The sequence below is a fragment of the Streptomyces lacrimifluminis genome (assembly GCF_014646095.1).
GTDB classification, from domain to species: Bacteria; Actinomycetota; Actinomycetes; order Streptomycetales; family Streptomycetaceae; genus Streptomyces; species Streptomyces lacrimifluminis.
On sequence record NZ_BMMU01000007.1, the window covers coordinates 1 to 14,666 of the forward strand.

Here is a 14,666-nt window from a genome sequence, read left to right on the forward strand (position 1 = left end):
TTCAGCGCCGATGGTACTGCAGGGGGGACCCTGTGGGAGAGTAGGACACCGCCGAACAAATATTGAAAGGGTTGGACCCAGAACTTCGGTTCGGGGTCCAACCCTTTTTTGTTGTGCGTCACTTGGCGTTCACGTCTCGCGCCCAACATCCAGAGCATGAGTACTGCTGCAATGCTCAGGGCCGCCGGTGTCGGAGTCGGTGACGAGGTCGTCGTGCCGGCCTTCGGGAACGTGGAAGTCGCCGAGGCTGTGATCCTGACCGGTGCGCTGCCGGTGTTCGCCGACATAGATCCGGTGACCTACTGCCTGGACGTGTCAGGTGTCGAGGCGGCCACAACTCCGCGGACGGCGGCTGTCGTTGTCGTACACCGCTTCGGGCGGCCGGCCGACATGGGGAAGTTGATCGAGGCCGGACAGCGGCGCGGGCTTCTGGTGTTGCAGCACGGGGAGTCCGAGGCGCCGTACGACGAGATCGCTCAGCGGCGGCAGCGGGCGGCGTATCTCGATCTGAAGTTGAGGGGTGTGCGGACGCCCGATGACGGGGACGGGCACACCTATCAACAGTACGTCGTGCGGGTTCCCGGTAATGGGCGGCCCGATCGGGATGCCTTCGCTCGGGCCCTGCGGGCCAGGGGAGTTGACTGCAAGGTCCCGGTGAAGGCGCCGGTGCATCGCATGCCCGCGTTCCGGTGCTGTGTCTCGCTGCCCGAGACCGAGCTGGCTGTCGACGAGACTCTGGCGCTGCCGGTCGATGCCTCGTTGACCAAGCGGGACATGCAGCGGATCGTGTCCGCGTGCAACTCGCTCGGAGGGCTGCTGCAGCCCGCGTACTGATCGCGCGGGCGTAGTTGGGAGCACGGGTCCGTTCGGGGTATGATCTATTTCGTTGCCGCGAGGGAGACCTCGAAAAGTAGCTGGCCCCCCTAGCTCAGTCGGCAGAGCGTCTCCATGGTAAGGAGAAGGTCAACGGTTCGATTCCGTTGGGGGGCTCCACGCAGAAGGCCCCGCCCAGTTGGGCGGGGCCTTTTTCATGTCCGTCGTCAGCCCCTCAGTCCTTCTGCAGACCAGGTACGCGCATCGCCAGGATCGCCATGTCGTCGGACGGGGCGTCGGAGGCGAAGCGTTCGACTGCGCGCATGATCCGGGCCGCCACCGCACCGGCTGTCAGGCCCGTGCACGTCGTCAGGACGTCCGCCAGGCCGTCGTCGCCCAGCATGCGGGTGCCCTCGCGGCGTTCCGTGACGCCGTCCGTGACGCAGAGGAGGACGTCGCCGGGATCGAGGGTGACGGTCTGCTCGTACAGCTCCAGGTCCTCCAGGACGCCCAGGAGAGGCTGGGGCTCCGCTGCCGGTTCCACCGTGCCGTCCTGGCGCAGGCGGAGCGGTAGGGGATGACCGGCGCACACCACCTTGAGCACGGCGCTGCCGTCCTCCTGGGGCCACAACTCGCCGTACAGGAGGGTCAGGAAGCGGCTGCGGGCGCCCTCGTCGAGGATCGCCGAGTTGAGGCGCTCCAGGACCGCCGGGCCGCCGAAGCCCTCTCTCGCCAGCAGGCGGAGCGCGTGGCGGGCCAGGCCCGTCACCGCCGCGGCCTCCGGGCCCGTACCGCAGACATCGCCGATGGCGAAGCCGTAGGCGCCGTCGCGGATGGGGAAGAGGTCGTAGAAGTCGCCGCCGACCTCGTTGCCCTCGCCGGCCGCGCGGTAGATGACCTCCACCTCCACGCCCTCGATCTCCGGCAACTCCGGGGGAAGGAGGCTGCGTTGGAGGGACTGGCTGATGGCGGTGCGTTCCGAGTACAGGCGGGCGTTGTCCAGGGCCAGGGCGGCCCGGCGGCTCAAGTCCTCGGCCAGTTCCAGGATTTCCTGGCGGAAGTGTTCGTCCGTCGGCTTGCCGAGGGTGAGCATGCCGATCACCCGGTTGCGGGCGACCAGAGGGAGGACGACCGTCTCGCCACCGACTGCCGCGGCCGTCGCGAGAGTTGTGCCGATGCCCGAGGTGACCGAGGTGGGCGCGTTGAGGCCCAGGCTGCGCATGGACGTACGCAGGGCCGCCTGGTGGGCTGCCCCCGCAGGGGCCGACCAGACGCGGGCGCCGGGCGTGGGGACCGGGTCCGGCGGGGCGATCTTCGACAGGAGGGCCTTGAGGCCGTCGATGCGGTCCTCGTCCTCGTGCAGGACGTAGGAGAGGTACGGCTCCGACGACTGGTCGGCGATCGTGTAGACCGCGCACCAGGTGGCCAGCGTCGGGACCGTCATCTGGGCCATGAGCGCGAGGGTCTGGTCGCGGTCGAGTGTTCCGGCCAGGAGATCGGAAGCCTCCACCAGGAAGCTGAGGGAACCGCGGCGCAGGCGTTCCAGTTCGCCCAGGCGGGCCGACTCCACCGCCAACGCGATGCGGTCCGCGGCGAACTGGAGGCGCAGCGCCTCTTCGTTGGTGAAGCGGCCGGGGGACTCGGCGGCGACGCCCAGGGAGCCGGTGAGGCGGCCCTCCACCTTCAGGGGGACGGTGACGACCGAGCGCATGCCCGTGCCGCTCAGGAGAGGGACGGCCCCCGGGACGGCCGAGAGGTCGTCGTGGACGGCCGGCATACGGGCCGAGCCGTAGCGGCCGGGGCCCGCCTCGACCGGGACGCGGGCGAAGCGCTGACGGGCGGCGGGAAGACCCGTCGAGGCCCGGACCTCCAGCTCCGTTTCGTCGTCCGTGGCCAGGAGGAGGAAGGCGGAGTCCGCGTCGAGCATGTCGCGGGCGCGCTCCACCGTGCGCTGGAGCAGACCGTCGAGGTCGTCGGGCGCCGGGGAACCGATGAACACCTCGAAGGGGTCGGTGTTCGGGCCCTCGGAGCTCGACGTCGTGTCGGCCGAGCTGCCGCGCAACGGGGTCTGCAGGACCGCCCGTTCGTGGTCGCGTACGAGGAGGCAGACCGTCGAGGGCTCGCCGTCCGTGTCGCGGACGCGGAGGTGGGAGGCGTACACCGGGATGACACGGCCGCTGGCGCCCCTTATGCCGTAACTGCCTTCCCAGCGGGAGAGTTGGAGGGCCTCGGCGATGCCCGTGCTGGTGCCGGGGGTGTGCGGCCAGGCGGCGAGGTCGGTGAGGGGCTTTCCGATGACCGACTCGGGCGCGTAGCCGAAGAGTTCGTCGGCGTCCTCGTTCCACGCCGCGATGGATCCGGTGCGGTCGATCTGGACGACCGCGACACGGACCCGGCCGTCGGCCAAGGGGAGGAGGGCGGCGGGGAGGGCCGGGCCCGCGGAACGGGTGCCCACCGCACGTTGCGGGAGGTCGAGTTGGAACCAGACCTGTTTCTGGGTGGGCGTGTACTCGACGCCCCAGCGGCCGGCCAGGGCCGCGCACAGCTGGAGACCGCGGCCTCCCTCCCGGTCGGGGCTGCCCATGTTGACGGGCGACCCCTGGAGGGGGATCTCGCGCTCCGGGTAGCGGTCGGCCACCTCGATGCGGATGCCGTCGTCACTGCGTAGACACAGGACGTCCGCGGAGGTGCCCGCGTGGATCACCGCGTTGGTCACCAGTTCGCTGGTGAGGACCACGGCGTCGTCGACGATGTCCGCGAAGCCCCAGCCCTGCAGGGTGTCGCGGACGAAGGAACGGGCGGTCGCTACCGATCGCCCGACTGGGTCGAAGGTGGCGGCCGCGCGCGCGGTGATCACAGAACTCCTCGTCCGATTGTCGGCATGCAGCGTGCCGGGGCCGACCCGTTCCTGCCGGGGCAGGGTCGGGTTCCCCGTCGGCCGGGGATCCTGGGGTGTTTCCCCGGGATGCAGTCCGGTGGTCATGGTGCGGTGCCCCTCCGATGCCTGCCCGCTCGTGGTCGTGCCACCGCCCAGACCGGACGGACCGGTGCGGCTGGACAGCCGTATGCCAGGTTACTTACCTTCGCGGTCCATGCGGATGCAGGTCTGCAGTGTTTACGTCCCCAGAGTGTGCGGACGGTGTGCGAAGCTGCCGAACTGTTATGGCCGGGTTCGGACAGGGTGAAACACTGGGCAGGCTCCAGGAGAAGGTCTAGGCACGGCTGGCAGTATCCGGGTACGCCCGAGTGATGGCAGCACAGCACGCAGAGCAGTAACGGTCGACCCCTGCGGGAGGGACACAGTGGAGTCTGGCGCAGCGACGCGGGGCACTAAAACGCGCGCGAAAGGCGGACAACCCCTGAGTAACCGGCGTAAACCACGCAACGGAACGACCGAGGTGGACACGGCTTCTCTGGACCGGCTGCTGTCGGCCCTGGAGTCGATGCGTGACGGGAACTTCCGGAAGCGCCTCACGGTGTCCGGCGACGGCGTCATGTCGGAGATCTCGGCGGTCTTCAACGAGGTGGCCGACCGTAATCTCCACTTGACGGGTGAATTGTCGCGCGTGCGGCGCATGGTCGGGCGCGAGGGAAAGCTGACCGAGCGGCTGGAAGCGGGTGCCAGCGAGGGCTCGTGGGCCGTGGCGATCGACGCCTCGAACGCGCTCGTCGACGATCTCGTACGTCCGGTCTCCGAGGTCGGCCGGGTGCTGAGCGCGGTCGCGGAGGGCGATCTGTCGCCCCGGATGGAGCTGCGGGCGCCGGCCGCGGACGGCAGTGGGCATCCGCTGCGCGGGGAGTTCCTCAAGGTCGGGCGCACGGTCAACAATCTCGTCGACCAGTTGTCGACGTTCACCGACGAGGTCACGCGGGTGGCCAGCGAGGTCGGTACGGAGGGCAAGCTGGGTGGTCAGGCCCAGGTGCGCGGGATGTCCGGTTCGTGGCGGGATCTCACGGACTCGGTCAACACCATGGCGTACCGGCTGACGGCGCAGGTGCGGGACATCGCGCTGGTGACGACGGCGGTCGCGAAGGGGGATCTGTCCCGGAAGGTCACGGTTCACGTGGCCGGCGAAATGCTGGAGCTGAAGAACACCGTCAACACGATGGTCGATCAGCTGTCGTCCTTCTCCTCCGAGGTGACGCGAGTCGCGCGCGAGGTGGGTACGGAGGGTGAGCTCGGCGGCCAGGCGCAGGTGCCGGGTGTGGACGGCGTGTGGAAGGACCTCACCGATTCGGTGAATCTCATGGCCGGCAACCTGACGGCCCAGGTGCGCGGGATCGCGCAGGTGACGACCGCGGTCGCCAACGGTGATCTGTCGCAGAAGGTGACGGTGTCGGCGCGCGGCGAGGTCGCGCAGCTCGCCGAGACGATCAACCAGATGACCGAGACGCTGCGGACGTTCGCGGACGAGGTCACCCGGGTCGCCAACGAGGTCGGTGGCGAGGGGCGGCTCGGCGGTCAGGCGAACGTGCCGGGTGCGGCGGGTACCTGGAAGGACCTGACGGACTCCGTCAACACGGTCTTCCGGAATCTCACCACCCAGGTGCGGGACATCGCCGCCGTGACGACCGCTGTGGCCAGCGGTGATCTGTCGCAGAAGGTCAGTGTCGAGGTCGCCGGCGAGATGCTGGAGCTGAAGAACACCGTCAACGGGATGGTCGACCAGCTGTCCGCGTTCGGGGCCGAGGTCACGCGGGTCGCGCGGGAGATCGGTGTCGAGGGCGAGCTGGGCGGCCAGGCCCAGGTGCCGGGTGCGGCGGGTACGTGGAAGGACCTGACGGACTCCGTCAACACGGCGTTCAGGAACCTCACCGGACAGGTGAGGAACATCGCCCAGGTGACGACCGCGGTGGCCAACGGGGACCTTTCCCAGAAGGTCACCGTCGATGTCTCCGGCGAGATGCTCCAGCTGAAGAACACCGTGAACACGATGGTGGACCAGCTGTCGAGTTTCGCCGACCAGGTGACGCGGATGGCCCGTGACGTGGGTACGGAGGGCCGCCTCGGCGGTCAGGCGCGCGTGGACGGCGTGTCCGGTACGTGGAAGGAGCTCACCGACTCCGTCAACTTCATGGGCGGCAACCTGACCTCCCAGGTGCGGCAGATCGCCCAGGTGACGACGGCCGTGGCCCGGGGCGACCTGTCCCAGAAGATCGATGTCGACGCTCGCGGCGAGATCCTTGAGCTGAAGAACACGATCAACACCATGGTCGATCAGCTCTCGGCCTTCGCCGACCAGGTGACCCGGGTCGCCCGTGACGTGGGGACGGAGGGCCGGCTCGGCGGGCAGGCGCAGGTGCCCGGGGTCGCCGGTGTGTGGCGCGACCTGACCGACTCCGTGAACGGCATGGCCGGCAACCTCACCGCACAGGTGCGCAACATCGCCCAGGTGGCGACCGCGGTGGCACGCGGTGACCTGTCCCAGAAGATCACCGTGGACGCGCGCGGCGAGATCCTGGAGCTCAAGAACACTCTGAACACGATGGTCGACCAGCTGTCGTCGTTCGCCCAGGAGGTCACGCGAGTGGCCCGTGAGGTGGGTACGGAGGGCATGCTCGGCGGTCAGGCCGAGGTGCAGGGTGTCTCCGGTACCTGGAAGGACCTCACGCAGTCCGTGAACTTCATGGCGAACAACCTGACCATCCAGGTCCGCAACATCGCCGAGGTCACGACCGCCGTCGCCAAGGGCGACCTGTCGAAGAAGATCACTGTTGACGCGAAGGGCGAGATCCTCGAACTCGTTACGACGGTCAACACCATGGTCGATCAACTGTCGTCGTTCGCCGAGCAGGTGACCCGGGTGGCCCGCGAGGTGGGCACGGAGGGCATCCTCGGCGGTCAGGCCCACGCGTCGGGCGTCACGGGCATCTGGAAGGACCTCACCGACAACGTCAACCTGATGGCCAACAACCTGACCGTCCAGGTGCGGAACATCTCCCAGGTCGCGGCGGCTGTCGCCAACGGCGACCTGACGCGGACGGTGACGATCGAGGCGCGCGGCGAGGTCGCGCAGCTCGCCGACACGTTCAACACCATGGTGAAGACGCTGAGTTCGTTCGCCGACCAGGTCACCAAGGTGGCCCGTGAGGTGGGTACGGACGGCATCCTGGGCGGGCAGGCACGGGTGCCGGGTGTGGCCGGTACCTGGAAGGACCTCACCGAGTCGGTGAACGGGATGGCGTCCAACCTGACCGGTCAGGTGCGCAACATCGCGATGGTCACGACGGCCATTGCCAAGGGTGACCTGACAAAGAAGATCGACATTGATGCTCGGGGCGAGATCCTTGAGCTCAAGACGACGATCAACACCATGGTCGACCAGCTGTCGTCCTTCGCCGAGGAGGTCACGCGAGTCGCCCGAGAGGTGGGTACGGAGGGCCAGCTCGGTGGCCAGGCACGCGTGCGGGACGTCGACGGCACCTGGCGCGACCTCACGGAGTCGGTGAACGAGATGGCCGGGAACCTGACCCGCCAGGTGCGTGCCATCGCGCGCGTGGCGACCGCGGTGACCCGCGGTGACCTCAACCTGAAGATCGACGTCGATGCCTCCGGCGAGATCCAGGAACTGCAGGACTACATCAACAAGATGATCGCCAACCTGCGCGACACCACGATCGCCAACAAGGAACAGGACTGGCTCAAGGGCAACCTCGCCCGCATCTCGGCCCTGATGCAGGGCCGCCGGGACCTCGACGACGTGGCCTCGCTGATCATGAGCGAGCTGACACCGGTGGTCACCGCCCAGCACGGCGCGTTCTTCCTGGCGATGCAGACGGTCGACGGCAAGGACCCGGGAAGCGTGCCGGAGGACGCGTACGAACTGCGCATGCTCGGTTCGTACGGCTACTCGATGGGCTCCATGCCGACCTCGTTCCGGCCCGGTGAGGCACTGGTCGGGACCGCGGCCGAGGAGAAGCGCACGATCCTCGTGGAGAACGCGCCGAGCGGCTATCTGAAGATCTCCTCCGGGCTCGGCGAGGCGCCGCCCGCGCAGGTGATCGTGCTGCCGCTGCTGTTCGAGGGCAAGGTGCTGGGTGTCATCGAGCTGGCGTCGTTCACGCCGTTCACGCAGATCCAGAAGGACTTCCTCAACCAGATCGCCGAGATGATCGCGACCAGCGTCAACACCATCTCCGTCAACACCAAGACGGAGGTGCTGCTGAAGCAGTCGCAGGAGCTGACCGAGCAGCTGAGGGAGCGCTCGGCCGAGCTGGAGAACCGGCAGAAGGCGCTTCAGTCGTCCAACGCGGAACTGGAGGAGAAGGCCGAGCTGCTGGCCCAGCAGAACCGTGACATCGAGGTCAAGAACACGGAGATCGAGGAGGCGCGCCAGGTCCTGGAGGAGCGCGCCGAGCAACTCGCCGTGTCGATGCGCTACAAGAGCGAGTTCCTCGCCAACATGTCGCACGAGCTGCGTACGCCGCTCAACTCGCTGCTGATCCTGGCCAAGCTGCTCGCCGACAACGCGGACACCAACCTCACCCCGAAGCAGGTCGAGTTCGCCGAGACGATCCACGGGGCGGGTTCGGACCTGCTCCAGCTGATCAACGACATCCTCGACCTGTCGAAGGTCGAGGCGGGCAAGATGGACGTCTCCCCGACGCGTATCGCGCTCGTGCAGCTGGTCGACTACGTGGAGGCGACCTTCCGTCCGCTGACCGCTGAGAAGCGTCTCGACTTCTCCGTACGGGTCTCGCCGGACCTGCCCGCCACTCTGCACACCGACGAGCAGCGGCTGCTCCAGGTGCTGCGCAACCTCCTGTCCAACGCGGTGAAGTTCACCGACACGGGAGCGGTCGAACTGGTCATCCGGCCGGCCGGCGCGGAGGTTCCGGTGGCCATCCGGGAGCAGCTGCTGGAGGCGGGTTCGCTGCGGGACGCGGACGCCGACATGATCGCGTTCTCGGTGACCGACACGGGCATCGGTATCGCGGCCAGCAAGATGCGGGTGATCTTCGAGGCGTTCAAGCAGGCGGACGGCACGACCAGCCGCAAGTACGGCGGCACGGGTCTGGGGCTGTCCATCTCGCGGGAGATCGCGCGGCTGCTCGGCGGTGAGATCCACGCGCAGAGCGAGCCGGGCCGTGGCTCGACGTTCACGCTGTACTTGCCGCTGCACCCGAGTGAACTGCCCCCCCAGGGCTACGCACAGCTGGCGCCCTCCCTGGAGGTCGGCGAGCTGCTGGCCTCCGAGGCGGAGCTGGCCGGTGCGGACGTCCAGACGCCGGCCGAGGTGAAGTCGTACCACGAGGCGCAGAACGGGCCCGCCGCGCTCTTCAGGCGGCGCCGCAGGGCCGTGTCGGTCACCGAACTGAACGCGTCCTCCCGGGCCAACGGCCATTGGGTGGCCGGGGAGCAGGAGGCGGCGCCGCAGCCGCGCCGGGGTATCCGGTTCGACGGCGAGAAGGTGCTGATCGTCGACGACGACATCCGTAACGTGTTCGCGCTGACGAGCGTCCTGGAACAGCACGGGCTGTCGGTGCTGTATGCCGAGAACGGCCGGGAGGGCATCGAAGTCCTGGAACAGCATGACGATGTGACAGTCGTGCTGATGGACATCATGATGCCGGAGATGGACGGCTACGCGACGACGACGGCGATCCGCAGGATGCCGCAGTTCGCCGGACTCCCGATCATCGCGCTGACCGCCAAGGCGATGAAGGGCGACCGGGAGAAGGCGATCGAGTCGGGGGCCTCGGACTATGTGACCAAGCCCGTCGACCCCGATCACCTGCTGTCGGTGATGGAGCAGTGGATGCGAGAGGAGTGACGCCTGAGCTGGGTGTTTCCGTCACACCGACGGGAACCCTCGGTGTTCACGCGGAGTTGCTGACTCAGTGTGGCCGAAGCCGTGTAGAAGTACGGGATTCGGGGAACCTTCTGGTCTCCCGCTACGTTTCTGCTACGTGCACAGTGACATCGCGGTGACAGGGTGTGGCGACGGGCAGGGTGCGGCTACCATGACCGGCACGAGGACGGGCGGCGCAAGGAAGCCGTCCCCTGGGGCGGCGCCGGGTGGTGCTGCCCCAAGTCCTGAGGACAGGGGAGGCCCCAAGCCGGGGCGAGGAGGGCGGGCCATGGTGCAGAAGGCCAAGATCCTCCTGGTCGATGACCGGCCGGAGAATCTGCTGGCGCTGGAGGCCATCCTCTCTGCGTTGGATCAGACACTGGTGCGGGCATCGTCCGGGGAGGAAGCGCTCAAGGCACTTCTGACGGACGACTTCGCGGTCATTCTGCTGGACGTCCAGATGCCGGGCATGGACGGCTTCGAGACGGCCGCTCACATCAAGCGGCGGGAGCGGACCCGGGACATCCCGATCATCTTCCTCACCGCGATCAACCACGGTCCGCACCACACCTTCCGGGGATACGCGGCGGGTGCGGTGGACTACATCTCCAAGCCGTTCGACCCGTGGGTGCTGCGGGCGAAGGTCTCGGTGTTCGTCGAGCTCTACATGAAGAACTGCCAACTCCGGGAGCAGGCCGCCCTGTTGCGCCTGCAGCTGGAAGGCGGTGGCGGCAAGGCACCGGTCGGTGCGGCCAAGGAGCCGGCGGGTCTGCTCGCCGAACTGTCCGCGCGGCTCGCTGCCGTCGAGGAGCAGGCGGAGGCGCTGTCCAAACAGCTCGACGACGAGTCGGCGGACGCGGCGGCGGTGGCCACGGCGGCCCATCTCGAACGCAAACTGACCGGCCTGCGCCGGGCTCTGGACGCGCTCGAACCGGGTACCGGCAGCGGGGCGCCCACGGTGCCCTCGCCGAACTGACCGGCGCGACGGCCACCACTTCCCGCACAGAACTCACCCGCACACCGAGCGTGTTCGCGCGTGAGCACGCGTCAGTTTCGTGCTCACGCATGGGCGACACGAACGGGTGAAGCAGTAGGCACACGTGTCCGCTGTCGTCTCCCGGTAACCTCACAACATGGCCTCACGTCCTTCCGCAGCCAAGAAGCCGCCCGCGAAGAAGGCAGCCGTGCCCGGGAAGGCTCCGGCGAGGAAGGCCGCGGCGAAAAAGGCGCCCGCGAGGAAGGCACCCGCCAAGAGGGCGCCGGCGAAGAGGGTCGCGCCCCCTCCCGCACCCAGCCCCACCGGGGGCGTCTACCGACTCGTACGCGCCCTGTGGCTCGGCATCGCGCACGCCGTCGGCGCCGTGTTCCGCGGCATAGGGCAGGGCGCGAAGAACCTCGACCCGGCACACCGGAAGGACGGCGTGGCACTCCTGCTGCTCGCCCTCGCACTGATCGTCGCCGCGGGCACCTGGTCCAACCTGCGCGGACCCGTCGGTGACCTCGTCGAGATGCTGGTCACCGGCGCGTTCGGCCGTCTCGACCTGCTCGTGCCGATACTGCTCGCGGTCATCGCCGTACGGTTCATCAGGCACCCCGAGAAGCCCGAGGCCAACGGCCGGATCGTCATCGGCCTTTCGGCGCTCGTCATCGGCGTGCTCGGGCAGGTCCACATCGCGTGCGGCGCCCCCGCCCGCAGTGACGGCATGCAGGCCATAAGGGACGCCGGCGGGCTCATCGGCTGGGGCGCGGCGACCCCGCTGACGTACACGATGGGTGAAGTCCTCGCCGTACCACTGCTGGTGCTGCTGACGGTCTTCGGGCTGCTTGTCGTCACCGCGACGCCCGTCAACGCGATTCCGCAGCGGCTGCGGCAGCTCGGGATCAGGCTCGGCATCCTCCGCGACCCGGAGGAGGACTGGCTCTCCGGGGACGACGAGCGGTACGACGACCAGTGGCGCGAGTCGCTGCCCGGGCGCCCCCGCAGGCGCGGGTCCGCCCCCGAGGAGTACGACCCGGACGGTGCCGAGCAGGAGGCGCTCTCCAAGCGCCGGAGCCGCCCCAGGCGCTCCGCGGGACGCCGGCCCGATCCCGGGCGGCCGATGGACGCCGTGGACGTCGCCGCAGCCGCCGCTGCCGCGCTCGACGGGGCCGTCCTGCACGGCATGCCGCCCTCGCCGATCGTCGCCGACCTCACCCAGGGGGTGAGCACGGGCGGCGACCGCGAGGAGACGGCCCCGACGCGCACTCCCGTCCCGGGAGCCCGCCCCAAGCAGGAGAAGCTCAAGGCGGAACCGGTCAGGACCGCGGTCGCGGACCTCACGAAGGCGCCGCCGGAGGAGGTGCGCGACCTGCCGCCGCGCGCCGAACAACTCCAGCTCTCCGGGGACATCACCTACTCGCTGCCCTCGCTCGACCTCCTGGAGCGCGGTGGCCCCGGCAAGACGCGCAGCGCGGCGAACGACGTGGTGGTCGCTTCCCTCACGAACGTCTTCATGGAGTTCAAGGTCGACGCCGCGGTCACCGGCTTCACCCGCGGCCCGACGGTCACGCGGTACGAGGTGGAACTCGGCCCCGCGGTGAAGGTCGAGCGGATCACCGCCCTCACGAAGAACATCGCGTACGCCGTGGCCAGCCCCGACGTTCGGATCATCAGCCCGATCCCCGGCAAGTCGGCGGTCGGCATCGAGATCCCCAACACCGACCGCGAGATGGTCAACCTGGGGGACGTGCTTCGGCTGGCCGACGCGGCAGAGGACGACCATCCGATGCTGGTCGCGCTCGGCAAGGACGTCGAGGGCGGCTATGTGATGGCCAACCTCGCGAAGATGCCGCACCTGCTGGTCGCTGGTGCGACCGGTTCCGGCAAATCGTCCTGCATCAACTGCCTGATCACGTCGATCATGGTCCGGGCGACCCCCGAGGACGTCCGCATGGTCCTCGTCGATCCCAAGCGCGTCGAGCTGACCGCGTACGAGGGCATCCCGCACCTGATCACGCCGATCATCACCAACCCGAAGCGGGCCGCGGAGGCGCTCCAGTGGGTCGTGCGGGAAATGGACCTGCGGTACGACGATCTGGCCGCGTTCGGATTCCGGCACATCGACGACTTCAACGAGGCCATCAGGAACGGCAAGGTCAAGCTGCCCGAGGGCAGTGAGCGCGAGCTGTCGCCGTACCCGTACCTGCTGGTGATCGTCGACGAGCTGGCCGACCTGATGATGGTGGCTCCCAGGGACGTCGAGGACGCGATCGTGCGCATCACGCAGCTCGCGCGCGCGGCCGGTATCCATCTGGTCCTCGCCACCCAGCGCCCGTCCGTCGACGTGGTGACCGGGTTGATCAAGGCGAACGTCCCGTCGAGGCTCGCCTTCGCCACCTCGTCCCTGGCCGACTCCCGGGTCATCCTGGACCAGCCCGGCGCCGAGAAGCTGATCGGCAAGGGCGACGGACTGTACCTGCCAATGGGGCAGAACAAGCCCACCCGGATGCAGGGCGCCTTCGTGACCGAGGACGAGGTCGGGGTGATCGTCCAGCACTGCAAGGACCAGATGGCGCCGGTCTTCCGGGACGACGTCACCGTGGGCACCAAGCAGAAGAAGGAGGTCGACGAGGAGATCGGTGACGATCTCGAACTGCTGTGTGCGGCGGCCGAACTCGTCGTCAGCAGCCAGTTCGGCTCCACGTCGATGCTCCAGCGCAAGCTGCGGGTCGGGTTCGCCAAGGCGGGACGGCTGATGGACCTCATGGAGACCCGGGGGATCGTCGGGCCGAGCGAGGGGTCCAAGGCGCGTGACGTTCTTGTGAAGGCTGACGGGCTGGACGAGATGCTCGCGGTGATTCGTGGGGAGACTGACTCCTAGGGAGCCGTCCGGTGGGCGGGTGTCCGTGTGTGCGGCAACCGGGTGGTCGATCGTGACTCACTCGTAAGGGATCATTGAGCAACCGTTTCCCTTCGGCGTACGTCAAGTTGAGGGAGGCGACAGATCCTTGCCTCTCCGTGACCTGGTCATCGGCGTGTCCTGGCCATTCCGATGGCGTACAAAGTCCGTCCGCCCGGTTGCCCCACCCTTTCCGAACCCCCCTAAACTGAACTTCCAGCACAGGTGGCTAAACGCTCGAAAGGCGCCCCCGTGTCCATCGGCAACTCTCCACAAGACGAGCGTCCGTTCGAAGAAGACCGCGACGATCAGGAGGAAGCAGCCCGCCCTTCGATCGGTCGTGCCCTCCAGCAGGCGCGCATCGCGGCTGGGCTGACCGTCGACGACGTCAGTTCCGCCACCCGGGTCCGGATCGCCATCGTGCACGCGATCGAACAGGACGACTTCGCCCCCTGCGGCGGGGACGTCTACGCGCGCGGGCACATCCGGACCATCGCCCGTGCCGTCCACCTCGACCCCGAACCGCTGCTCTCGCAGTTCGCCGACGCCCACGGCGGACGTCCGGCGCCGACTCCCGCCGCGCCCCTGTTCGAGGCGGAACGCATCCGCCCCGAGCGGCGCGGACCGAACTGGACCGCGGCGATGGTCGCCGCGATCGTCGCCGTGATCGGCTTTGTCGGCTTCACGCTGGTCAAGGGCGGCGACGGCGACAAGGGCGCACAGGCGCAGGTCGCCGAGGGCTCCACACCCACGGCCAGCCGACCGGCCTCGGCCACACCCAAGAAGGACGAGCCCGCCGACCCGAAGCCGGACCCGTCGGACAGCGCGATCGCGGCGGCGCCGCGCGACAAGGTGACCGTCCAGGTGAGCGCCACTGACGGGCGCAGCTGGATCTCCGCCAAGGACCACAACGGCCGGCAGCTCTTCGACGGCCTGCTCAAGAAGGGCCAGTCCCAGACCTTCCAGGACAACGAGGAGATCAACCTCGTCCTGGGCGACGCGGGCGCCATCCAGCTGTACGTGAACGGCAAGAAGATCGAGGACGAGTTCCAGCCGGGAGCCGTGGAGCGACTCACGTACACGAAGGGCGACCCCGAGGTCGGATAGGCGGTACCGCGCTTCGGGGGTTGACGGCCGGGTACGGGGCCGGCCGGGTTCGGTAGGGGGCGTCTGATGGGCCCGG

General features: G+C 68.6%; 6 protein-coding genes and 1 tRNA gene. 6 read left to right on the plus strand and 1 reads right to left on the minus strand.

Annotation, left to right across the window (positions count from 1 at the left end):
- The first annotated feature begins 171 nt into the window (after positions 1 to 171).
- Together IEY89_RS12830 and IEY89_RS12835 are read left to right on the plus strand one after the other, a co-directional pair.
- Positions 172 to 834, plus strand: a complete 663-nt coding sequence (locus tag IEY89_RS12830; RefSeq protein ID WP_189147715.1) for a DegT/DnrJ/EryC1/StrS family aminotransferase — start codon at positions 172 to 174, stop codon at positions 832 to 834.
- Positions 835 to 917: 83 nt separating this feature from the next.
- Positions 918 to 993, plus strand: a tRNA-Thr gene (locus IEY89_RS12835).
- A 55-nt stretch (positions 994 to 1,048) separates the two neighbouring features.
- On the opposite strand, the gene IEY89_RS12840 is transcribed toward IEY89_RS12835, so the two are convergent.
- On the minus strand, positions 1,049 to 3,796 hold the full coding sequence (locus IEY89_RS12840) for a SpoIIE family protein phosphatase (RefSeq protein WP_189147497.1): 2,748 nt from the start codon (positions 3,794 to 3,796) through the stop codon (positions 1,049 to 1,051).
- 319 nt (positions 3,797 to 4,115) lie between these two features.
- Between IEY89_RS12840 and IEY89_RS12845 the strand changes: the two genes are divergently transcribed.
- The 4 genes from IEY89_RS12845 to IEY89_RS12860 all read left to right on the plus strand — a co-directional run bounded on the left by IEY89_RS12845 (position 4,116) and on the right by IEY89_RS12860 (position 14,590).
- Entirely contained in the window at positions 4,116 to 9,587 is a 5,472-nt protein-coding gene (locus IEY89_RS12845) for a HAMP domain-containing hybrid sensor histidine kinase/response regulator (RefSeq protein WP_189147498.1), read from the plus strand.
- 307 nt (positions 9,588 to 9,894) lie between these two features.
- On the plus strand, positions 9,895 to 10,581 hold the full coding sequence (locus tag IEY89_RS12850) for a response regulator (RefSeq protein ID WP_189147499.1): 687 nt from the start codon (positions 9,895 to 9,897) through the stop codon (positions 10,579 to 10,581).
- Positions 10,582 to 10,738: 157 nt separating this feature from the next.
- On the plus strand, positions 10,739 to 13,465 hold the full coding sequence (locus tag IEY89_RS12855) for a DNA translocase FtsK (protein WP_189147500.1): 2,727 nt from the start codon (positions 10,739 to 10,741) through the stop codon (positions 13,463 to 13,465).
- Between the two features lie 270 nt (positions 13,466 to 13,735).
- Complete coding sequence (locus IEY89_RS12860; RefSeq protein WP_189147501.1) at positions 13,736 to 14,590, plus strand: helix-turn-helix domain-containing protein; 855 nt, start codon at positions 13,736 to 13,738, stop codon at positions 14,588 to 14,590.
- Positions 14,591 to 14,666 lie beyond the last annotated feature (76 nt).

Bases quoted from the DNA above. Each gene is read 5' to 3' on its own strand.
- IEY89_RS12830 (WP_189147715.1), top strand. From the start codon at position 172: ATGCTCAGGGCCGCCGGTGTCGGAGTCGGTGACGAGGTCGTCGTGCCG.
- IEY89_RS12855 (WP_189147500.1), top strand. From the start codon at position 10,739: ATGGCCTCACGTCCTTCCGCAGCCAAGAAGCCGCCCGCGAAGAAGGCA.
- IEY89_RS12840 (WP_189147497.1), bottom strand. From the start codon at position 3,796: ATGACCACCGGACTGCATCCCGGGGAAACACCCCAGGATCCCCGGCCG.
- IEY89_RS12850 (WP_189147499.1), top strand. From the start codon at position 9,895: ATGGTGCAGAAGGCCAAGATCCTCCTGGTCGATGACCGGCCGGAGAAT.